At 39.5% G+C, this 21,753-nt stretch carries 21 protein-coding genes; 3 read left to right on the top strand and 18 right to left on the bottom strand.

What is annotated here, in order from left to right; all coding sequences use genetic code 11:
• The first annotated feature begins 58 nt into the window (after positions 1-58).
• Together ACSLGF_RS15315 and ACSLGF_RS15320 are read left to right on the top strand one after the other, a co-directional pair.
• Positions 59-229: an NAD(P)-binding protein gene (locus ACSLGF_RS15315; protein ID WP_456006914.1), complete on the top strand. Its 171-nt coding sequence runs from the start codon at positions 59-61 to the stop codon at positions 227-229.
• The gene (locus ACSLGF_RS15320) at positions 207-1,043 is read left to right on the top strand and encodes a hypothetical protein (protein ID WP_456006916.1); all 837 of its coding nucleotides are present in this window, start codon (positions 207-209) and stop codon (positions 1,041-1,043) included. The genes ACSLGF_RS15315 and ACSLGF_RS15320 overlap by 23 nt, the downstream gene beginning before the upstream one ends.
• A gap of 239 nt (positions 1,044-1,282) precedes the next feature.
• Here the strand turns inward: ACSLGF_RS15320 and ACSLGF_RS15325 are convergent, their stop codons facing one another.
• The 15 genes from ACSLGF_RS15325 to ACSLGF_RS15395 all read right to left on the bottom strand — a co-directional run bounded on the left by ACSLGF_RS15325 (position 1,283) and on the right by ACSLGF_RS15395 (position 17,581).
• Positions 1,283-1,531, bottom strand: a complete 249-nt coding sequence (locus tag ACSLGF_RS15325) for a DUF2651 family protein (RefSeq protein WP_456006972.1) — start codon at positions 1,529-1,531, stop codon at positions 1,283-1,285.
• A gap of 523 nt (positions 1,532-2,054) precedes the next feature.
• Positions 2,055-2,921, bottom strand: a complete 867-nt coding sequence (locus ACSLGF_RS15330; protein ID WP_249705554.1) for a sugar phosphate isomerase/epimerase family protein — start codon at positions 2,919-2,921, stop codon at positions 2,055-2,057.
• 31 nt (positions 2,922-2,952) lie between these two features.
• Entirely contained in the window at positions 2,953-3,987 is a 1,035-nt protein-coding gene (locus ACSLGF_RS15335; RefSeq protein WP_456006918.1) for a Gfo/Idh/MocA family protein, read from the bottom strand.
• Between the two features lie 56 nt (positions 3,988-4,043).
• Positions 4,044-5,219 (bottom strand): MFS transporter, encoded by a 1,176-nt coding sequence (locus tag ACSLGF_RS15340; RefSeq protein ID WP_456006920.1) that lies wholly within the window; start codon positions 5,217-5,219, stop codon positions 4,044-4,046.
• Positions 5,220-5,268: 49 nt separating this feature from the next.
• Entirely contained in the window at positions 5,269-6,729 is a 1,461-nt protein-coding gene (locus ACSLGF_RS15345; RefSeq protein WP_249705553.1) for a CoA-acylating methylmalonate-semialdehyde dehydrogenase, read from the bottom strand.
• Positions 6,730-6,759: 30 nt separating this feature from the next.
• The gene (gene iolC / locus ACSLGF_RS15350; protein ID WP_456006922.1) at positions 6,760-7,764 is read right to left on the bottom strand and encodes a 5-dehydro-2-deoxygluconokinase; all 1,005 of its coding nucleotides are present in this window, start codon (positions 7,762-7,764) and stop codon (positions 6,760-6,762) included.
• A gap of 2 nt (positions 7,765-7,766) precedes the next feature.
• The gene (gene iolB, locus ACSLGF_RS15355) at positions 7,767-8,594 is read right to left on the bottom strand and encodes a 5-deoxy-glucuronate isomerase (RefSeq protein ID WP_456006924.1); all 828 of its coding nucleotides are present in this window, start codon (positions 8,592-8,594) and stop codon (positions 7,767-7,769) included.
• Between the two features lie 31 nt (positions 8,595-8,625).
• A complete protein-coding gene (iolD, locus tag ACSLGF_RS15360) occupies positions 8,626-10,551 on the bottom strand; it encodes a 3D-(3,5/4)-trihydroxycyclohexane-1,2-dione acylhydrolase (decyclizing) (RefSeq protein WP_456006926.1) in 1,926 nt (641 codons plus the stop codon).
• 104 nt (positions 10,552-10,655) lie between these two features.
• Complete coding sequence (locus ACSLGF_RS15365; protein ID WP_456006928.1) at positions 10,656-11,420, bottom strand: DeoR/GlpR family DNA-binding transcription regulator; 765 nt, start codon at positions 11,418-11,420, stop codon at positions 10,656-10,658.
• A gap of 60 nt (positions 11,421-11,480) precedes the next feature.
• Positions 11,481-12,338, bottom strand: a complete 858-nt coding sequence (gene fba, locus ACSLGF_RS15370; RefSeq protein WP_456006974.1) for a class II fructose-1,6-bisphosphate aldolase — start codon at positions 12,336-12,338, stop codon at positions 11,481-11,483.
• 37 nt (positions 12,339-12,375) lie between these two features.
• Complete coding sequence (locus ACSLGF_RS15375; RefSeq protein WP_456006930.1) at positions 12,376-13,209, bottom strand: sugar phosphate isomerase/epimerase family protein; 834 nt, start codon at positions 13,207-13,209, stop codon at positions 12,376-12,378.
• A 16-nt stretch (positions 13,210-13,225) separates the two neighbouring features.
• Entirely contained in the window at positions 13,226-14,647 is a 1,422-nt protein-coding gene (locus tag ACSLGF_RS15380) for a sugar porter family MFS transporter (protein ID WP_456006932.1), read from the bottom strand.
• Between the two features lie 22 nt (positions 14,648-14,669).
• Complete coding sequence (iolE, locus tag ACSLGF_RS15385; RefSeq protein WP_456006934.1) at positions 14,670-15,566, bottom strand: myo-inosose-2 dehydratase; 897 nt, start codon at positions 15,564-15,566, stop codon at positions 14,670-14,672.
• Between the two features lie 675 nt (positions 15,567-16,241).
• Positions 16,242-17,168 carry an alpha/beta hydrolase fold domain-containing protein gene (locus ACSLGF_RS15390; RefSeq protein ID WP_456006936.1) on the bottom strand — a complete coding sequence of 309 codons (927 nt, stop codon included), beginning with the start codon at positions 17,166-17,168 and terminating at the stop codon, positions 16,242-16,244.
• Positions 17,165-17,581, bottom strand: a complete 417-nt coding sequence (locus ACSLGF_RS15395; RefSeq protein ID WP_456006938.1) for a MerR family transcriptional regulator — start codon at positions 17,579-17,581, stop codon at positions 17,165-17,167. The genes ACSLGF_RS15390 and ACSLGF_RS15395 overlap by 4 nt, the downstream gene beginning before the upstream one ends.
• Positions 17,582-17,823: 242 nt before the next feature.
• Here ACSLGF_RS15395 and ACSLGF_RS15400 point away from each other — a divergent pair, with 242 nt between their 5' ends.
• The gene (locus ACSLGF_RS15400; RefSeq protein ID WP_456006940.1) at positions 17,824-18,132 is read left to right on the top strand and encodes a DUF4870 domain-containing protein; all 309 of its coding nucleotides are present in this window, start codon (positions 17,824-17,826) and stop codon (positions 18,130-18,132) included.
• A gap of 52 nt (positions 18,133-18,184) precedes the next feature.
• Here the strand turns inward: ACSLGF_RS15400 and ACSLGF_RS15405 are convergent, their stop codons facing one another.
• From ACSLGF_RS15405 to ACSLGF_RS15415, 3 genes are all read right to left on the bottom strand, one after another.
• Complete coding sequence (locus ACSLGF_RS15405) at positions 18,185-19,588, bottom strand: ATP-binding protein (protein WP_456006942.1); 1,404 nt, start codon at positions 19,586-19,588, stop codon at positions 18,185-18,187.
• 2 nt (positions 19,589-19,590) lie between these two features.
• The gene (locus ACSLGF_RS15410; RefSeq protein WP_456006944.1) at positions 19,591-20,298 is read right to left on the bottom strand and encodes a response regulator transcription factor; all 708 of its coding nucleotides are present in this window, start codon (positions 20,296-20,298) and stop codon (positions 19,591-19,593) included.
• Between the two features lie 143 nt (positions 20,299-20,441).
• Positions 20,442-21,707, bottom strand: a complete 1,266-nt coding sequence (locus ACSLGF_RS15415) for a glycoside hydrolase (protein WP_370461104.1) — start codon at positions 21,705-21,707, stop codon at positions 20,442-20,444.
• Positions 21,708-21,753 lie beyond the last annotated feature (46 nt).

Below are 21,753 nucleotides of genomic sequence, written 5' to 3' on the forward strand. Positions count from 1 at the left end.
AAGAGAATTATTTTTAACTAATTAATCAAAAAAATTGATTTATAAGGAGCTACATAGAATGAAAGAGAACTTACCAGTAGTTATTATTGGCGGAGGCCCAGTTGGTATTGCCGCAGCTGCACATCTTATTAAAAGAAATGAATCATTCCTTTTGTTTGAATCAGGTAAACAAATTGGGAAATTTTTTAGATTATGGACATGTACGTTTGTTTTCACCATGGGAGTTTAATATTGATCAAGTAAATGCTGAAGGGATTATGAAAAAAACAGTTGCTGATCGGATTTATTATGGCATTCCTAATATTTTAAATCGCGATCTGAATCGGTATCAGCATAAAACAGTTGCAGTGGTTGGAAGTGGTCATTCTGCTGTAAACACTTTGCTAAAGCTGGCAGAGCTAAAAGAGACATCAAAAAACACAGAAATGATTTGGATTTTAAGAAAACAGGATGTAAGTGAGGTATTCGGAGGAGAAAGCAATGATCAATTGCCTGCAAGAGGTCAATTAGGTATTCGATTGAGACATATGTTAGATAATGGGTTAGTAACGGTATTCCCTTCAATGTTCATTCAAAATATTGAACAAACTTCTAATAGTAAGCTAAAAATCATTGGCATCCAGCAAAAAGAACAAAAAACAATTGAGAATATAGACGAAGTGATTGCGAATACTGGAGCAAGACCAGACTTTACATTCCTAAGAGAAATTCGTCATACATTTGATTCAGCATTAGAGTGCGTACCGGATTTAGCTCAACTAATTGATCCTAACATACACAGTTGTGGGACTGTACGGCCACATGGTGAAAAAGAACTGAGACAACCAGAAAGAAACTTTTATATCATTGGCTCCAAAAGTGATGGAAGAGCAGCAACATTTTTATTAGCCACCGGTTATGAGCAGGCTCGCTCTGTTGTTGCTGATATGACTGGTGATAAAGAGTCTGCTAAACGTGTAGAACTTAAGTTACCTGAAACGGGAGTCTGTAAAGTTGCTTTAAAGCCTGCGGTTGTTAAAACGTCTTGTTGTATTGATGAATAAGTGAAAAGCAGGTTAAGTAGTATTTTTTCCATCGCCATTACATCCCTGTTCTTTGAATATGCCTGCTTTTCTATATCCCATCGACTTATATCATCCTTGTCCTAATTCATTATATGGGAACGTGAATAAAACAATTTTATGTATTGGTAAGCACATCGGGTAGAGTATAGATTAAGAGCAACTCATCCTACGACTTGAGACAAAAATAAAGCTTATGTTTGAGGACATAAGCTTCTTGATTATGCTTTTTTATAACGTTTTGAAATATCTCGTATCATTTTTGTTATGACAGACGTACACATGCATAAAAAAGTCACAATCCCTACCCAATACATATTTGATATGTCGAACCCAGTATAGGCAAATATGAAGATGGTTGAGGATAAAAATGTGATAATTAGAACTACATAAACTTTCTTAAAGATTAAGTAGCCAATAATCCCCCAAGCCAAATACAATAATGGCAACGTAAATAAGATGAGAGCCATGGGTTGAAGAAAATGCACGCTAATATATTCCACTCTCCTCTCCAGTTATTCTACGACCTCCAAGCTTACCATTAATGCGAATACCTTACCATTTGAAACCTTGACTTCTTCTAAGTGTTCAATATCTGTTTTTCATTTAAGTGGAATTTTATCAGAAGATATCTCTTTGAAGTTTCTGTCAAATATCTTGACATCATTCTGTCTCTTTGAACATGCTGAGCAGATTAACACTGTGGTGCAAATTGATACAAGTAATTTAAAGTAATTCATTTAATCATCTCCTTTTTCAATTATAAACAAGCAAAGCAATCGGGAAGCCAGGCTGCTTAACCTCTCACTTTTTATGATAAAAGACTTTCGTGTTATTCGATTTGACCAATCCATTGGAACTTTTCTCAAGGTCGAATGGCGCCATAGCTTACCGTGTTAAAGTTTTGCATCGAGCACAAGCACTTAAAATATGCAATCGCCACATATAAAAAACCAGCGTTCCCTTATTTGAGAATAAACGCTGGTTTTTTTATTATTTGATGTTTAATCCTTCTTTAATGGACTTTAATGTGATCTCATTCGACCATTCTGGACGATCAGAATATGCAAAGACTGCATTTGTAACGATTCCATCGAATTTCATTTCACGTAATTTCCGGTAAAGTGCTTCAAAATTAATTTCTCCTTCACCAGGGTTCAAGTGCTGGTGAACGGTTACATTGGCATCTGGAGGATTCACGATATAACGTAGCCCGTAAGCTGCTTTATGATTTAGTGTATCTGCGATTAATACATGTGCAAGCAGATCTCCTGCCTCATCAAGGTGCTTCTCTACATCACCAATCCCATCGTCATAGAAGAACGCATGGGGAACAGAATACACAAGTTTGATCCATTCTTTATCTAGTGCGCGAATCATCCGAATCGCTTCAATGTTCAACTCAATAAAATCATGTGGATGCGACTGAATGTTTAATTTAATCCCTTCTTTTTCAAAGATCGGAATCAGCTCATCCATTGATCTTACAAAAGCTGCTTCACTTTCTAATGGGCGTGTTTTGTCACCGCTAAATTCACTGTTCATAAGATCAACACCTAGTTCTGACGTGATCTCAATACATCTTTTCCAATTTCTCACTGCCGATTGGCGCTCTTGCTCATTTGGCGAAGCCCATTGTTGAACAGGAAGAACAGAAGAAATTTTTACACCTGCATCACGACAGTACCTCTTTAAGTCTCTGATTAACTGTTTATCAACTTTTGGATATTCATAAAACCAAATGAAATCTTTACGCGGGGACAGCTCTACATATTCATAGCCGAGTCTTGCAACGTTATCAATTGTATCTTTTAAATTTGTATTTTCACGGTAGTGTGATGGATCGTACGCTAAAATCATACACAAACTCCCTTTCTTTTCAGCTAAATATTTATTTTTGAACAGTTGTTAATGCTTGATTATAGAATGCTGGGCGCTCATCAAGGTGAATCGGAGTGACTTCTCCAGATACTTTCGCTTCTAAACATGCATCAGATGTGACGGCCGCTACATAACCATCCCATGCGGTTGGTCCATTTACTTCACCTTTTAATGTAGAATCAATCCAATCTTGTAGTTCAGCATCGTATGCATTTTTAAAACGAACTTGCCAATCTACTAAAATATCTTTTGAATGTTTTGCATTAGTACGCAAAACAACCGTAGCAGGCTCAGGAAGATTGGCAATTCCTTTTTCTCCAACGACTTGACACTGAATATCATATCCATACTCACAATTTACAAAAATTTCTCCACTAATGAGTGCCCCTCGTTTGGTTTTCATCAAGACCATGATTGGATCTTGAAGTTGATCAGCCGCTTGGCTTGTTTTCTTAGGTGCAATTGTTTGTACTGACACATAATCATCGTTTAGTAACCAGCGGTGAATATCAATTTCGTGGATAAATGTATCGACAATTGACATATCACCGGTATAAGTATCTGGTACTGTTGGGTTTCTATGTGCAGAATGAACGATTAATGGTTCACCAACAGTTCCTTGATCAAGAGTTGCTTTCAAAGCTAGATAGCCTGGGTCATAACGGCGCATGTAACCAACCTGCACGAATAACTTGCCTGCTTCGATTTCAGCATTCACAATGCGCTTACACCCTTCTGCTGTTGTCGCAAGCGGTTTTTCGCAAAAAACAGGTTTTCCTGCTTGTATCGCAGCTAATACAAACTCTTCATGTGTTGGTCCCCAAGAAGTGACGATAATCGCATCAACGTCATCAGCTTGAATGAGTTGATGGCCGTCGTTGTAGACTTTTGCATCTAAATGTAATTCGTTTAAAATCGCTTTGGCTTGCGCTTGATTCACATCTGTTACTGCCACAATTTTTCCTTTTGACAATGTGTTTGTGATTCTTTTCATATGTTCTTGACCAATTGCACCAGTACCAATAACACCAATTCTTAATTCCATTTGAGAACCCCCCTTGAATGAGAGCGCTTTATGTGTAGCGCTTGATCGTGTGTGTATCATGATTTTTGTATAAATGGATATTTCTTTTCAAAAGTCCTTGTCATAATAAGGCCGACTGCACATACCCCTAAGATGGCCTCAAAATAAAATCCAAATGCGATGCCAAATACATTATTGACCATGCCTGCAATAAACGGACCACCGAAAATACCAAGTGCATATAAAGCTTGATACGCACCCATGGCAGTCGCTCTAAAACTTTGTGACACCGATTCAATGGCCATTCCTAGAAGGATTGGAAAAATAAAACCTAATGCAAGTCCACCTACTCCTTGGTTGATATAAAAGATGATCTTTTGTTGAATAAAAGGAATCATAAAGATCGAAAATGAGGCAGCCGTAAATGAACCGATTAAGATGTTTCTTTTATTCGCCTCCTTAAGCAGTCTCGTAAGTAATAAAGGTGCTAAGGTGTGCGGAATCATAAAAGAACAGACAACGTAAAACAGTTCACTTTGTTTCATGCCGATGGTGAGCGCATACGTTGATGTAAATCCAAACATCGTCGTAAAAATCATACTGTGTGCTAAAATAGACAATAGTGAAATCTTTAGTAACACTGGTTCTTTCACAACTTGAATGAGTTGCTTCATTTTCAATTGGGTCTTGTTTTCTGTTTTTTGTTCGAGAGTAAAGAGTGATAAAACAAGTCCAATCAAGCCGTTGAAGGATCCAATCCAAAACGGCGCTTTCCATCCAAAGATGTCGACGATATAACCACTAAAGCTCGTACCTAACAACTGCGCGAGCACAACGATAAATGAAATGTAATTCATTGCCTTATGTGATTCATTTTCTTTGAAATAATTCGCATACATTATCGTGAAGGCAACCCATGTTGCTGCCGCTAAGCCAGCAAGACACCTGGCAATAAGTCCCCACATTAAGGCGTCCGTTAAGGCAAATAAAAGACTGCTACAAGTGACTGTCATCATGCCAAAGACAATAAACGGTTTTCTCATGTTTAAGAAGTCCGAAAAGATCCCCACAGGCAGCCTGCAAAAAAGCTGCATCAGCCCGTAACTACTTAACACGATGCCTATAAAGGCATACTGTCCACCAAGTGTTTTTAAATAAGGTGATAAAACGGGGACATAGAGAAACTGTGTAAACCAAAAGAAAAATGAAATGATAGAAAATAGGACTTTGTCTTTCGTGTTGACCACATCCATTTATTTAGCAGGCTGTAATCAGAAGAATCACAGCCGCCTGTTCGCTCGTTTACATATATCGAGCTGTAACCATTTTCTTTCTAGTATAGAATTCTACTCCGTCTGTCCCGTTGGCGTGAAGATCACCGTAGAATGAATCTTTCCAACCAGAGAATGGGAAGAATGCCATTGGAGCTGGGACACCGACGTTCACACCTAGCATACCTGCTTCAATGTTTTCACGGAATTCACGGACACTTGATGCACTGTCAGTGTAAAGGCAAGCACCGTTTGCAAATCTTGAACGGTTGGCAATGTCAATCGCTTCGCCAAGCGATGTCACACGTACAATAGAAAGAACAGGTGCGAAGATTTCGTCTTGCCAAATTTTCATTTCTTCTGTAACGTGATCAAAAATCGTTGGTCCAACGAAGTAGCCTTCGCCTTCTGTCTCACTGTCTTTTCTTCCATCACGAATGAGGCTTGCGCCTTCGTCTACTCCTGATTGAATGTATTGTAGCGTTCGCTCTTTATGACCTTCACGGATGACAGGTCCCAGGAACACATTTTTCTCAATGCCATTACCAATGACAATTTGATTTGATTCAGTCACTAATTTTCCAATGAATTCATCCGCAATCTCTTCTTCTACTGCCACAACAGCAGCTGCCATACATCTCTCACCTGCTGATCCGAACGCAGCACCGATGATTTGTTTTGTTGCCCCATCTAAATCAGCATCCTTTAAGACGATAGAATGGTTTTTCGCTCCAGCTAACGCTTGAACGCGTTTGCCGTGTTCTGTTCCCTTTTTGTACACATACTCTGCCACCGGCTGAGAGCCAACGAATGAAATTGCTTTGACGTTTTTGTGCTCAAGCAATCCATTTACCACATCATGCGCACCGTTCACAATGTTAAGAACGCCTTTTGGAAGGCCAGCTTCTTCAAATAGCTCAGCTAATCTTTCTGCTAGAATTGGTGTTCTTTCAGATGGTTTTAAGATAAATGTGTTTCCACAAGCAATGGCGAGTGGGAACATCCAGCAAGGAACCATCATAGGGAAGTTAAACGGTGTAATCCCGCCAATGACGCCGATGGGGTAGCGATACATACCAGACTCAAGTCCTGTTGCGATGTCAGGTAGTTGTTTCCCCATCATGAGGGTTGGTGCACCAGCAGCGAATTCTACACACTCGATGCCGCGCTGTACTTCTCCTCTAGCTTCTGTCAAGCTCTTTCCGTTTTCGAGCGTAACAAGTTCAGCTAATTCTTCCCATTTTTCCACAAGTAATTGCTGGTATTTGAAAAGAATACGTGCACGTCTTGGAACAGCTGTTTTTGACCAAGTATTGAATGCTTCTTTTGCTGCTTGGACAGCACGATCTACGTCTTCTTTTGTTGATAAAGGTACTTCTGCAATCACTTCACCAGTTGCAGGATTGAAAACCGTCTCTGTTTGCGTTGTTGAAGCTTCGACCCATTCGCCACCAATATAGTTTTTCACTGTTTTTACGGACGTTTTTGCCATGTTTTTTCTCTCCTCTACTACTGTTGTGATTTATTCAGAAACTACTTCTTCTGCTGCTGCCATAAATTCTTTGATTTCGTCTACAGATGGCATCGCATCAGATGAACTATGTTTTGAAATAACAATTGATGCGGAAGCACTTCCAAAGCGCATCGCTTCTTGAATTGTCATCCCATTCATCAGTGAATAAATGAGGGCAGAGGCATATGAATCGCCAGCACCAAATGTTTTCAGTACTTTCGTTTTAAAAATGCCCCCTCGATGGGAAAGACCATCTTTTGTATAGGCGATTGATCCTTCTCCACCATGTTTAATGATGACAATTTTCGCATGATATGAAAACCATTTATTTGCTGTGAATTCATCGTTTGATGGGCCGTCAACTGTCAATTTTTCCATCATGTCAAACTCTTCCCTTGTCCCGATGATCAAATCTGATTTTTCAGCAGCAAGGTTATAATAAATCGATGTTTCCTCTTCGGACTGCCAAGTATATGGACGGTAATCGACATCAAAAATGACGGTCACTTGATGCTTTCTTGCGTATTCTAGTGCAACGAAGACCGCTTCCCTTGAAGGACTTTTTGCTAGCGCTGTTCCTGAGATAAGAATGGCTTTCGCTTGTTTCATGTAGTCTTCAGACACTTCACTGATTTCAAGTTTAAGATCAGCGACATTGTCTCGATACATTAAAATGCTGCATTCTTCAGGGCTTTTAATTTCGGTGAATGCAAGGCCTGTCACCGCACCTGTTCGGTCGATGACAATTCCTTCTGTATCAATGTTGTTACTTTGCAAATAGTGTGTGGCAAAACGCCCCATTTGGTCATTGGCCACTTTCCCAATAAAACCTGTCTTCATGCCAAGTTTTGCAAGACCGATAGAAATATTCGCAGGAGAACCGCCGACATATTTTGTGAATGTCATTGTCTCTTCCATTGGTCGATTGATTTCATTTGCATTTAAATCAATACATAATCTACCGATCGCAATGACGTCTAGTTTTCTATCTTGTTCAAAAGTTAAATAGGACATTGTCACTTCTCCTTGCTCGCAGCTAATTTGTGTTCCATAATCCACTCATGTTCTTTGCTGTTATGGAACTTCCATGTCCGAACTGGACCTGCCATCACATTCAAATAGTAAATGTCATAACCTGGAGGCGCTGATACTGGGTGATACCCTTTTGGTACTAAAACAGCATTGCTATCTTTCACTGCCATCGTTTCATCTAACGAAAGGTCATCTGTATACACTCGTTGAAGTGCAAAACCGTGATCTGGATTTACCTTATGATAATACGTTTCCTCTAAATAGGATTCATGCGGTAAATTGCCTTGATCATGTTTATGCGGGGGATAACTAGACCAGTTTCCTTCTGGTGTAAATACCTCGACAACAAGCAAATGATCAGCAGGCTCTTGCTCTGGTAAAATGTTATGAACTTGTCTAGCGATGTTGTCTGCGCCTCTATGTTCCACCCCTACATGTTCAGGAGCAATTAGTCGCGCTTTGTATGTGCCTTTTCCTGGGGCAGAGCAGATCGCGATTTCAACCTCTGTTGTTGCTTCAATATGAAATATATCGTCATTTGGTACATAGACTGAGTATGGTGGGATTTTTTCGAAGATATTCATACGCTCTCCGATGTTCTCCCATTTTTCATTAGTTGTGGAAAGATGGAGTTTACCTGAAAGGATGACAAGACAAACCTCTCGATCTCCTGTTTTGCGGTGGAGCGTTTCACCTTTTGAGAGTGTATATACATCAAATCCAATGTACTCCCAACCTGCTGATTCAGGCGTGATGCTCAGTACCTTCCCCTCGTTATCACGTTGTTGTGCTGGAACAATTAAATCAGTCATGATGATCACACCTTTCGTCTTTTTATCCTTTTTAATATCTTCTTGCTTTATTTAGTTGTTTTTCTTTTGCTTCAAATGCCTTTTGTATAGATTCTTGCTCTGATACAGCTGCAATTCCAACATGCCACCAAGAACCACCGTAACCGTCTGTCATCGTTTTTGGCAGCACTTTAATATCAATCAATGTGCTGACCGTTTGACGTTTTGCATCTTCAATCGCTGCTTTTAGCTCCTCAAGTGTATACACTTCATACGTTTTTGCACCGTAAGCTGCAGCTGATTGAGCAAAATTGATTTTCATGATCTCGCCATCAAGCTGACCTGTCTTTTTATTTCTCATACGGAATTCTGTTGCAAAGCTAGAGATTCCGTTATCCATTTGAAGGTTGTTGATACAGCCAAACCCTGAGTTATCAAAAAGCATAATGTTGATTTTATAACCTTCTTGAATACTAGTGACAAGCTCACTGTGTAGCATTAAGTAGCTCCCGTCTCCAGTCATCGCATATACTTCTTGGTCAGGTGCAGCCATTTTTGCACCGAATGCAGATGCTACTTCGTATCCCATACAAGAATAGCCATACTCTAAGTGGTACGTATTTCTCTCTTTTGCGACCCACATACGTTGCAAGTCACCAGGTAAACTCCCTGCTGCGCAAGTGATGATGCTATCTTTTGGAATCCATTCGTTAATGCAACCAAGAACAGTTGTTTGCGGGAGCGTTGTGTTTAATTCTTTTTTGTATTCTTCCATTTCTTCTTTGAAATGCCCTTTGATCTCTGGCTCAAAGTCAGCGCCTGAGTATTCGATGTTGCGGAGTCTTTCAAGTTCTTGCTCCCACTTTGCTTTTGCTTCTTTAATCTCGTTCGTATAACCAGATTGATAGCCGTCTAGCGCTTTTCTTAATGCACGAAGTCCTAGTTTCGCATCAGCGATGATTTTTGTCGCTTCTAGTTTAGAAGCATGGAAGTCTGATAGATTGATTGTCAGTACATCTCTCTCTGCGTAAAAGCGTTTGGATGATGTCGTAAAGTCAGTGAAACGAGTGCCTACACCGATGATCAGATCAGCATCATGTGAAATTTCGTTTGCTGAACTGTTTCCTGTCACACCAAGTCCGCCAACGTTTAATGGATGCGTGCTTTCAATTCCGCTCTTGCCGGCTTGTGTTTCACTAAATGGAATATTGAACGTTTCTGCAAATTGTTTGAATTCGTCAGCAGCCTCTGAATAGCGAACGCCTCCGCCAAGAATTAAGAGTGGTTTTTTCTTCGTTTTGATCAGCTCAGCCGCTTCTTCGATGCTTCTGGTAGAAGGCGCCTGCCGATCTAAGTAATGCGTACGTTCTTTAAAGAATGAAACAGGATAATTCCATGCCTCGCCTTGTACATCTTGAGGTAAAGAGATGGTGACAGCACCTGTATCCATTTGATTTGTTAATACGCGCATGGCGCTAACCATTGCACTCATCAGCTGTTCTGGACGTGTAATGCGATCCCAATATTTGCTGACGGCTCGAAACGTATCATTTGTAGATAAGCTCAGATCATAAGTTTGCTCCATTTGTTGTAACACTGGATCTGGCTGACGAGTAGCAAAGACGTCACTTGGCAAAAGAAGAAGTGGAATTTGGTTTGCCGTTGCTGTTGCTGCCGCTGTCACCATATTGGCTGAGCCTGGGCCAACTGATGAAGAACAAGCGATAATTTGTTTTCGGTGTTTTTGTTTTGCGAAAGCCATTGCCGCATGAGCCATTCCCTGTTCATTTCTTCCTTGATAGACTTCGAGTCTTCCTGGGTTTTCTTGAAGAGCTTGACCAATTCCCACAACGTTTCCATGACCAAAAATGGTGAAGATTCCTTTAATAAATGGTTCTCTCTTTCCGTCGAACTCAACATATTGGGCATTTAAGAACTTGACCAATGCCTGACTCATTGTCAATCGAATTGTTTCCATCGTACTCCCTACCTTATCGTATAAATTTATGTCTGTTCTCAAGAGGGTTTCTCTTACTCAAACAGCTTCGCTTGTTTCAAGCGTGTCAATCATAATGTCAATTCTTATTCTTTATCTGTCGCGACAATCAATTGAATATGGTTTTCTTCCATAAAGTTGACATACTGTGTATCTAATGGATCATCAGTGATTAAATAGTCTATCTCATCCAAACCACAGTAGGTAACCATTGCATATTTGTCGAACTTCGTATGATCGACAAGTAAAAAAACATCTCTTCCTTTTTTTACGACCAGTTCCTTCATGCTCGTTTCAACAGGTGATGAGTTGGTGACCCCATTAGAGATGGAGACACCTGTAGAGGCCATGAATACTTTATCAAAATTATAGAGATTAAACTCCTCAGCTATAGAATAGTTGGAAAAGGATTTCGTCTTTCGTTCTAATTGTCCCCCTGTCGAAATTACTTGCAGCTGTTTATAAGGTATTGCTTGAACGATGAAATCCACGTTATTTGTCACAACTGTTACCTGTTTGTTGTGAATGAAATGGATGAGCTCTAGTGTTGTTGTACCAGAATCAATAAAGATCACATCTCCATCCTTCACCAAGCTTGCTGCCTCTCTTGCAATCAGACGTTTTTGCGCTTGATTTCTAATTTGTCTGTCTTGAAAGGCTTCAAGCTTCGCATGATTTGCAGCAACTCCTCCGTAGACCTTTTGAATATGCCCGTCGTTCACTAATTTTTGAACATCACGCCGAATGGTATTTTTGGAAACGTCAAATGTCTCGACAAGGTCGTCTAAAGATACAGACTGATTTTTCAAGATATATTCTTTGATTTGTTGAATTCTTTTCATTTTTAACATCGTGATCTTCCTTTTCATCATGGCTTATGGAGGACGGCTTCATGTGATGGGATGGGTTTTTTACTTGATGCGCTGGCTAGATCCGAATTCCCTCATTTTCATTTTGACCACATTTTTAATAGCCTCTGTACCTGGTGTTAGGATTGTTTGTGGATCGTACATGTCAGCATCGTCTTTTAATTTAGAGCGTATAGCTTGATTCCAAGCTAGTAGACATTCTGTATTGACATTAATTTTCGCATGCCCTAATGAAATCGCTCGCTGAATTTGTTCGACCGGAATCCCAGAACCCCCGTGGAGTACTAATGGGATATCTGTGCGTTCAGAAATTTCTTTCATTTCTTCAAATCCAAACTTTGGTTCACCTTGGTATGGGCCATGTACTGAACCAAGTGCTGCCGCAAGTGCGTCTACATTTGCTTCTTGCACAAGGCGATGACAGTCAACTGGATCAGCGTATACAATGTTGCCGATCATCCCGTCTTCCATACCACCGACTGAGCCAACTTCTGCTTCTACTGATACATCTCTTTTCACAGCATAGCTGACAACTTCGTTTGTCATACTGATGTTTTCTTTTAAAGAAAAGGATGAACCATCAATCATGACAGAGCTGAAACCTGCTTCAATGGCTGATTGGCACCTAGCTACACTCATCCCGTGATCTAGATGCAAAGCAACTGGAACTGTAATCGTTAAATCCTTCATCAGTCCTTCTACCATTCCAACAATTGTATGAAAGCCACCTAGGTAATCAACAAGTCGATCAGAAGCTGCAACAATGACAGGAGAGTTCTCTTCTTCTGCAGCATGTAGAATTGCTTTCGCCCATTGCAACCCATTGATATTAAACTGTCCAATAGCATATTTTGCTTGTTTCGCTTCTTTTAACATCTCTTTCATTGAAACTAATTTCACATCAGTTACAGTCATTTTGAACACTCCTTAATGGCAATTAGACCCCCATTTTTGCAAGTACGTCGTTTGTCGTTTGTTTGGCTTTTTTAATGACTACTTCTGCATCAAGGTTGTAATAATCTGGTCTGAATAGCTCAACAGATACCACACCGTCATATCCTTTTTCTTTTAAGATGCTGAAAATCCCTTGAAGATCGATGGCGCCTTCACCTGGCCATACGCGATCTTCATCTGTTAAAAAGCCGATTGGGAAGTCCTCAGTATCATCGATATGGACGATAAAGACTTTTGAAATATCAACCTTTTGTAAATCCTCTAAACGTGAGCCCATTGCATGGAAATGAAAACAGTCTAGAACAAGCCCTACGTTGTCACAATTAACCTCTTCAATGATTTTGTATGCTTGAGACAATGTGTTGACAGTACATTCAGGGTGACCTACGAATTCTAAAGCGATTTTTACTTCATAAGGAGCAGCAAGTGTAGAAAGTTCTTGTAACACGCTTACACAACTTGTATGAATGTCTGATTTGAGAAATTTTTCTTTTGTTACAAGTGGAACGGCAACGATGTAAGGTGCACCAATTGCTTTAGCAGTTTCAAGCATGTCTTTAAATGTTTGAATGGTCATTTCGTATTCTTCTTTTGATTGATTATTGAAGAAGACGAGAGCATTTAAAGCAAGTGGTTTAATTGTGGTTGATTGAAAATAGTTGTTTAAATCCTCAAGTGAAGCAGTCTCAAGGTATTCTGGTAATTTATCCATTGTTCGAATTTCAATAAAATCATAACCGTGTTTTTCGCAAAGGTCTAAATCTTTTGATAAATTAGAATTTTTGAGAGTTGTCGCTTGGTTAAATGCAAGTTTCATTTATATACCTCTTTCATTAAGAAATTGTTTTATTATTTGAAGTAACATCAACGCTTGAATGACCGTGATTTCGGAATTTCTCTTCAAGTTCTTCTAATGTAAACCCTTTCGTTTCTGGCAAGAATTTAGCAACAAACAACATTGACAAGATACCGAATCCAACGAAGATAAAGAATGTCACAGACAACCCAAGTTGAGATAATAGAATAGGGAACGTTAGACCGACTAAGAAATTAACAATCCAAAGGCAGAAAACTGTGACGCCCATGCCAAGCCCTCTAAGGCGGAGTGGGAAGATTTCAGATAACATGAGCCAAGTCACTGGAGAAATCGCACCTTGTTGGAACGCAAGGAAGGTAATGGTTAATGACAACACAATATATGGAAGTAATTCTGACCCAGCAAATAGATTTGAAAAGATTCCGATGAAAAGTAATGTAGTTGTTGTACCAATTAAACCTGTAATGAGCATCGGACGGCGACCAATTTTACCTAGCAAGACAATCCCGACAATTGTCGCGATAACCGAAACAATACCATTCCCAATATTACCAATCAATGCTGCTTTTGTATCAAACCCAGCATCTCTTAAAATCTCAGTTCCATAGTACATAATAGAGTTGACACCAGTTATTTGTTGGACAATCGCAATCCCTACTCCGATAAGCACAAGTCTTCTCACCCAATGAATAGAGAAATCTTTAAAGGTTGCTTTATCAAGGTTTTTTTCTTTTTCGTAAGCATTTTCAATTTCACTAAGTTCTCTATTTGCTTCTACCTTTGAACGAATCTTTTGTAGCACTTGAAGGGCTTCATCTCTTTTCCCTCTAGTGACAAGCCATCTTGGGCTTTCAGGGACTCTCATCATACCAAAGAATAAAATGATAGCTGGAAGAGCAGCAATCGGTAGCATAATTCGCCATACAAATGGGTTCTCTCCTAATAGATTGCCAATGATAGCATTGAAAACGAACGCAAGTAATTGTCCTGTTACGATCATCAATTCATTTTGTGTAACGATTCTTCCGCGCTGATTCGCAGGTGACATTTCTGCTAAGAAAGTTGGCACTGCAACAGATGCTCCCCCAACTGCCAGGCCAAGTAGGAATCGGAAAATAATCATGATTTCTGCATTCGGTGAAACCGTACAACCGATCGTGGAAAAAAAGAACATCGCTGCAAGAGAAAAAATCGTTCTACGCCTGCCATAACGGTCTGATAACCGACCGCATACCACTGCCCCAACTGCTGCACCAAAAAGTAATGCACTTGTCACTAATCCTTGTGTAAGCGCTGTTAAATTTAGCTGCCCTGGTTGTGACATATATGGTAATGCACCATTTAAGACGCCAGTATCATATCCGAAAAGAAGTCCGCCAAAAGTCGAAATTAAAATAATTGCCCTAAGATTTTGGTGTTGGTTGACTTGTTTATTCATGCTCGTTTTCTCCTGTTCTATTTTAAGTATGAATCACTAATTTCTCATCAATGTACTTACGAGCCAACAGCGCATATTCAAGCGGATGTGCAATTGAAGGATCTTGTTCAGCTTCAACCACAATCCATCCTTTATAACCATTTTCTAGTAGAACGCGGTATACTTCTTCAAAATCAATGCATCCGTCACCTGGAACTGTGAAAATACCTTTTAGAAAGGATTTGAGAAACGGTTGATCTTCTTGCTTGCAAAGATCCATTATTTCTTTTCTAACATCCTTAAAGTGAACATGATGTATGCGGTCAATATGTGTATGCAATAGGGTCATATAATCGCCATCTGATACGAAAATGTGACCAGTATCATATAGAAGATGAACATATTTTTCGTCAGTTCCTTCTAATAAACGAGTAATATCTGATAATGTTTGAACCCCTGTGCCAAGGTGATGATGGTACACAAGTTTAAGATTGTAAGCGTTAGCAATTTTACCTAACTCATTTATTCCTGTGCACAATAACTCCCATTGTTTATCCGAAAAAGTGGGTTGATCTTTGTAAATACTCACTTCTTTTTTTTGAATAGAGTACGTTTGTTCAGATATAACCGCTACACTTGCATTTACTTCTTGTAAATATCGGCAATGGTCAGAAAATTTTTTTTTCGTAGTCTCTAGTCCATCTTGTATGATATAGCTACTAAACCACTTGCCTGCAATTTTTAGATTACGTAATTGAAGCTCTTTATTTAAAATGTTGGGTTCGGGGAAAAAACCACCTACTTCAGTTCCTTGAAAACCAGCGACACAAATATCGCTTAATAAGTGAGACAATGTATTATCAGCTCCTATCGTTGGAATGTCATCATTTCTCCAGCCAATCGGAGCAATTCCCCATAAAATACAGTTCGTGTTGGTCACGCGTTTGTCAGCCTCCTCTATGACTAAATACTTGGAAATTAAAGTTAACCATAAGTTTATCAAAAAGTAATCATGTTTTTGGTTAACTTATGGTTAACTTTGAAATAATCATAATATTAAAAGCGCTTTCAGTCAATTGTTTTTCAGAATTTTTTCATTGTTTTAACGATTGTTAATGAAAAAAAGCCTGATGCAACTGCACCAGACTAGACACCTATTACAAGGCTACACATTGGATTTAATTTTAATGATAGCTTCTCCATATTGTTGCATGGCACTATTGAGTTCTTTCAGCATAGCTTGAACATTTCTTTTCAAAGTTCATGACCCCTTTATGCTTCATTCTCCTTTCATTATGAAGATGATGATTTCGTTTGGCAAAGTCAATGTATGCGTCAACATTCTTCATGAAAACGCAAACAACGATTGAACACTTATGCATGTCTCATTATCCTGCAATTTTTACAGGTTTTCTTTACTTGGAATATTCATTGAAAAAGATCACTGATCTGTTCTTAGCCTTGTCAACTTGGCGAAAAAAACTTAAATCTCCAGTGTGTGACGGTATTCTATCGGGGTACACTGATTTAATTTTTTCGTGATTCGGAAAAGGTGTTTCCATCAAATATTGAATTGAGTATGTTTCTTTTATTTCGTGACTTAAAAGGACAATACCTAGCTATTAATGATCTGAATGATTTTTTGTTTGGCATCTGTTGCTTCAGGGATTGGCATGACAACAAACACATGAAGCATTTCCGGATAAACGTAGGTGTTGATCGCAATTCCTTGTTCGGTTAGTGTTTCATCAAGTTTTATCGCATCTGGATATAAAGCTTCATGTGTGCCAATAAAATGAGTGATCTTCCCAAGCCCTTTAAAATCACCGTAAATTGGGCTGATCAATGGGTCAGTTGGGTGTTTATCAGCAGCCCATATGCTTGAAATGACTTCCATTCCTTCACGAGCCAGCATAGGATCTTTTTCAGCATATTCAGGGATTAGCGGATTGCTCAAACTCATATCAACACATGCAGACAGTAAGATGATATCTTTCGGTTGCGCGAGTTGTTCCATCTTTAAGAGGTGCGCCAGACCGAGAGCAATGTTTCCGCCAGCTGAATCTCCCATGATCGTCAATTGATTAGGGCTTTCAACCGTTTCAAGCATTTCTTTGTAAAGGTTTAGGATTTTCGGGTACGTATCTTTGTAGTTATAATGAGGTACTTTAGGGTAAATAGGTGCCACCACCTTCGCATGAAGGGATTGAGCCATTTTGTCCATGAACCACCAGTGTAAATTCAAAGGCTGATTTGTCCATGCTCCCCCATGTACATATAAAATCACTTTTTGTTTAGGAGACGATTGATCATTTAGTGTAAAGACTTGCATGCCCTCGAATGTTCGCTCCTTTACCTCACTAATAAAGTGAACATCATCCCCAATCACATATGGCTGCGTATTTTCGATTTTTTTTTGATCAAGAAAGATTTTGGTGTTTTCGATACTAGAAAAACTCTCTTTATTACTTTGAGAAAATAACCATTTTTCAAATTGAATACTTTCTTTAGAACGTTCTCCTTGATAAATGTCTACACTCATTTTCTTTCCGCTCCTTTAACATCCTGTTTTGTCACACGAAATAATTCAAGATATTCATGTATGTCTTTGTCAGAAGTCTTTAATAGGTTAGATAAAAGGTCTTGCATGAAACGTAAGCTTTTGATTTTCTCTTCAATCTCTTCAAGTTTATGATGGACGATCTCTCTTAACGTTACTGGATTCACCTCATGACTTAGCATTCCCATGATTTCTTTGATTTCCTTTAACGAATAACCTAACGATTTAGCCCCTTTTATGAATTCAATTTTTAAAAGGACATCTTCTGTATATAATCGATAACCGTTAGAATGGCGTATTGGGACAGGTAAAATGTCGTTTGCTTCATAGTACCGAATGGCAGCAGCGCTTATTCCTGTTCTTTTTGAAAGTTCTCCTCTTGTCATCAGCTCCATCTTCATTCTCCTATGTTCGTATTTTTCATGAATAGGTTAGTCACCTGTTGCTATGTCCATTATAAAGGTTGAACTATACTTCAAGGTCAAGAATAGAATCATTAGATTTTTAGCCATTTTTAAGGTTGCTGTAAGGTTGGGATTAATACAGGTTAAGGTTGAGGTTGTACAATAGGTTTGTACTTCAGTGAGGGGCTGATTCAAAAGATTCCCCCTTAAATAAATCATAGAGGTGAAAAGGTTTGAGAGAAAATAAAATTTTGTCTTCATTATGTTACTTCAGTATATTTTTTGCGCCGTTTCTGTTTCCGATTATTGTCTATTTCTTAGGTCAGGACGATGTGAAATATCATGCGAAAAAATCGTTGTGGACGCATCTGATTCCTTATTTGATTTTTGGTATTGGCATCATCTGTTCAGGTTTACTTGGCATGAACGATATCAGACATGCTGGGCCTTTCGTGCTTGCGACGTATGCTGTGACATTCCTTGTGGCGATCTATTTCTTCATCTGGAACATTGTCAAAGGAATCAAAGTGTTTTCAGAATAATAAGTGGAAAAAACGGTTCTGTTATTGGGCAGAACCGTTTTTTTATTGCCATCTATGAAGGTAATTGTATGTCGATTGTTGTTCCTTTCCCTAAAGTGCTGCTTATGGTGATATCCCCGCCGTGCTTTTGGATAATATCTTTTGCTATGGCCATCCCAAGACCAGAGCCTGCATGTGTTCCTCCTGTATTTGTTCCTCTGTAATAGCGGTCAAACACCTTTTCTAGCTCCTCTTCTTCTATTCCTTTGCCGTTGTCTTTAATGGTCACATGGATTTGTTCTTTTTGTTCGATCTGTACAACGATCTGCACATCATGATCATTGTGAACGAGGGCATTTAAAATGAGATTCGTGACCGCTCTTCTAATCAAGATCGCATCAAGGTTCAGCATCAGTTTTTCTACATTCGTTTGAAGCTCAATCAACTGATCCGCATATCTAGAATCGTTTAAAATATCAATTAACGTTTCCCTAAGCAGGGATACAATGTTCACTAGCTCTTTATTCAGCATCACGTCGTTATTTTTCAGCCTTGACGTTAAATTTAGATCCTCCATGACATCTTTGATATACAGTGATTTATTCTCAATGATGTGGGCGTAATGTCTGATTTCTTGACCTGAAAGAGGATAGTTTGGATCTTTGATGATTTCAGCATAGCCTTGAATAGAAGCTAATGGTGTTTTAATGTCATGAGAAATATGACTGATCCATTCTTCCCGCATATGCTCTAATTTGTCTTTTTCTTTTTTGCTTGAAGCTAGTTGTTCTGATAAGTGATTGACATTATAGAAGACATCTTTATACATCCCCTTAGTTGGCAGGTTTGTCGTGTAATCTCCGTTTGCTAACCGCTGGATTCCATGAATGACACGGCCGAGCGGTTTTGTGAGCTGCCGGCTGAATAGATAGCCAATGAGTAGCGCAATGATGGCATCTATTGATAATAAAATGATCGTCCCGATATTGAATCTCGTCACTAAATCCTTCGTGTCGAACGAGAATAGATATTTTCCGAGTGAAGGATTCTTAAATCCGATAAAGTAGCTGTATTCCTTGCCCTTTCCTTTCTTTCCGCCGGCATAAATGGTCGATAATAATTGCTTATCCTTATATTTATGTAAGTTCACGATTTCTATAGGTGTATATTTGTCCTTTAATCCTTTAGGTGCTCGGGTATGATACACGTCTTGTCCATTTTCGTCCAATATTTGAACCCACGCATTTTGCTGTTTTAAAGCCTGCTGTCCTTCTTTTTTTACGGTGATTCCTTGATCGGAAAAGGTGATATATTGCTCAAATGATCTTGTGAAGGTTTCGGGCGTATTTTCTTCGCTATGCTGGCTGCTTGCTTGCAGTACAAGCCATATCATGAATCCAAATAAGTTGATAAAGACAGTGATAATGGTCACGATAATGACAGAGACCATATATCTGCCTGTTAATCGCCAATTCATCCTTACGCATCCTTTACAACAAATTTATAGCCCAGCCCTTTGACAGTGACGAGAAACTCCGGTGTTGACGGGGAGGCTTCTATTTTCTCCCGAAGTCTACGTATATGAACCATCACCGTATTGTCAGAACCGAAGAAGTCTTCTCCCCATACGGTTTGATAAAGTGTTTCTTTACTGATGACGCGATTTGGGTGCTGCAAGAAATAGGTCATGAGCATAAGCTCTTTCGGTGTTAACTCAATAGCCGCTCCATTTTTGGTGAGCTCGGCTTGTTGCTCATTTAATTCAAAGGGTCCTTTTTTGATCACGGTATCGGTTTGAGAAGGCTGTAAGTAAGATGATCTTCTCAGCTGCGCTTTGACCCGATAGGCGACTTCCTTAGGGCTGAAGGGTTTCGTAATGTAGTCATCCCCGCCGATCGCAAGTCCTACAATTTTGTCTGTTTCCTCTCCCTTTGCCGACAAAAAGATAATCGGAACATGGGAGATTTCTCTTATTTGTTTGCAAATATCATAGCCTTCACCGTCTGGCAGCATGATATCTAGTATGACCAAATCGGGATGTTCTTGCTGAAATTTTGCCAATCCATCACGGGCAGTCGAAGCAGTGATCACGCGATCAATGCCTTCTCTTGTTAATACGGTGTTGATCAGTTCTAATATTTCTTTTTCGTCATCTATAATTAATACCTTGCTGTGAAGCTGTGACATACATTGATCACTCCTATGAAGTCATTGTCATTATTATACCCAATGTTTATGCATAGTGAATAAATCAACACCGTTTGACCACAGAAAAAAGCCAATTTTCTTTTTTTGAGTGAGAAAATTGGCTTTTTGCAATTCGGATGACTTTAGCGTTTCACAACAAATGTTGTCACACTTTGAGCCGGGAGATGGGCCCAAAATTGATTGCCTGATATATTTAAATCTGTTCCAGGCTGAAGGTTGCTGTTACTACTCGTAATCCATCTTGACGCTTGCGAAGCAGATCCATTCTGCAGCACAAAGTGTTGATTGACTCCTGCGTTGTTTTTATTAATCGCCACAATGACGACTTTATTGTCACCTTTATAGGCTGATACGAAAACATTCGGTTCAGGATTTTTCGTTGCATCAATCCTTACATAGCCAGGACGCACGAATTTGGAGAAATGCGCCATGTTGTATCCGCGTTTGCTGATCATCCCATCTTCCTTCATAGGGCCATATGATCTGCGGATGTACCACCAAACATACGCCTGGAAATCTCCTTCTACCATTGAATGGTGAATATGCTCTGAAACGCCTAATGCCTCAGGCCAGCGATCCGCTGAATTGTTGTCACTATTCGGGTAGTATACTTCTGTCATCCATAGCTCCTTCCCTCCTCCTTTTTGTTTGAAAAGAGGATATGGGAGCTGGCTGATTTGGGTTCCGTAAAGGTGGGCACCGAGAATGTCCATATTTCGAAGCGCCTGCGGATCGTTTAAAATAGGATCTGATATATTTTTGAGGTATTGAAAGGATTCTGGCGCAATGACGCGGGCATTAATGGAGCCGGCGTTTTCTCTCATGAAACGCAGGATTTCCTGCGGGGTCCACCATGTCCATTCGTGTGCATAATCGGGCTCGTTTTGCACAGAAATGGCATAAAGATTTACTCCATTATTCTTCATGTACGTTACAAAGTCATTGAGATGCTGAGCATATGCTGCGTATTGATTGTATCTAAGCCGTTTTGCAGACGTCCCATTACGGTTAAAGGTCTCGACCATATTGCTTGGAGGATTCCAAGGCGAAGCAATCACCAAAGCTCCATGCTCTATCGCTCTTTTGGCTGTGGCGACTTCTCTGTGCCAATTATTTCTGTTCTCGTCTACATAAATTCTAAGAATAGAAAAACCTAACTGATTCTGTCCATTGCCAAAGGCGGTCTCCCTTTGAGGCGCTGTCAAATCACCAATCCAAGCCGGGTGGTTCATTCCGCCAAAGCCGCGAATCACTTGTCTTTCCGCATTGATATTAATATTTGCATCACTTGCTGCTGAAACCTCTGCCACTCCTGGTCCTATGAACATGACTGAAAGCATCGTAAAGCAGACCAATAAAGTACAAATTGGTTTTTTTACAATTGACATCAAGTTTCCCCACTCCTCCATCAAACATTTATAGAAATAGCAGCAT

The sequence above is a fragment of the Bacillus sp. A015 genome, from assembly GCF_053851875.1.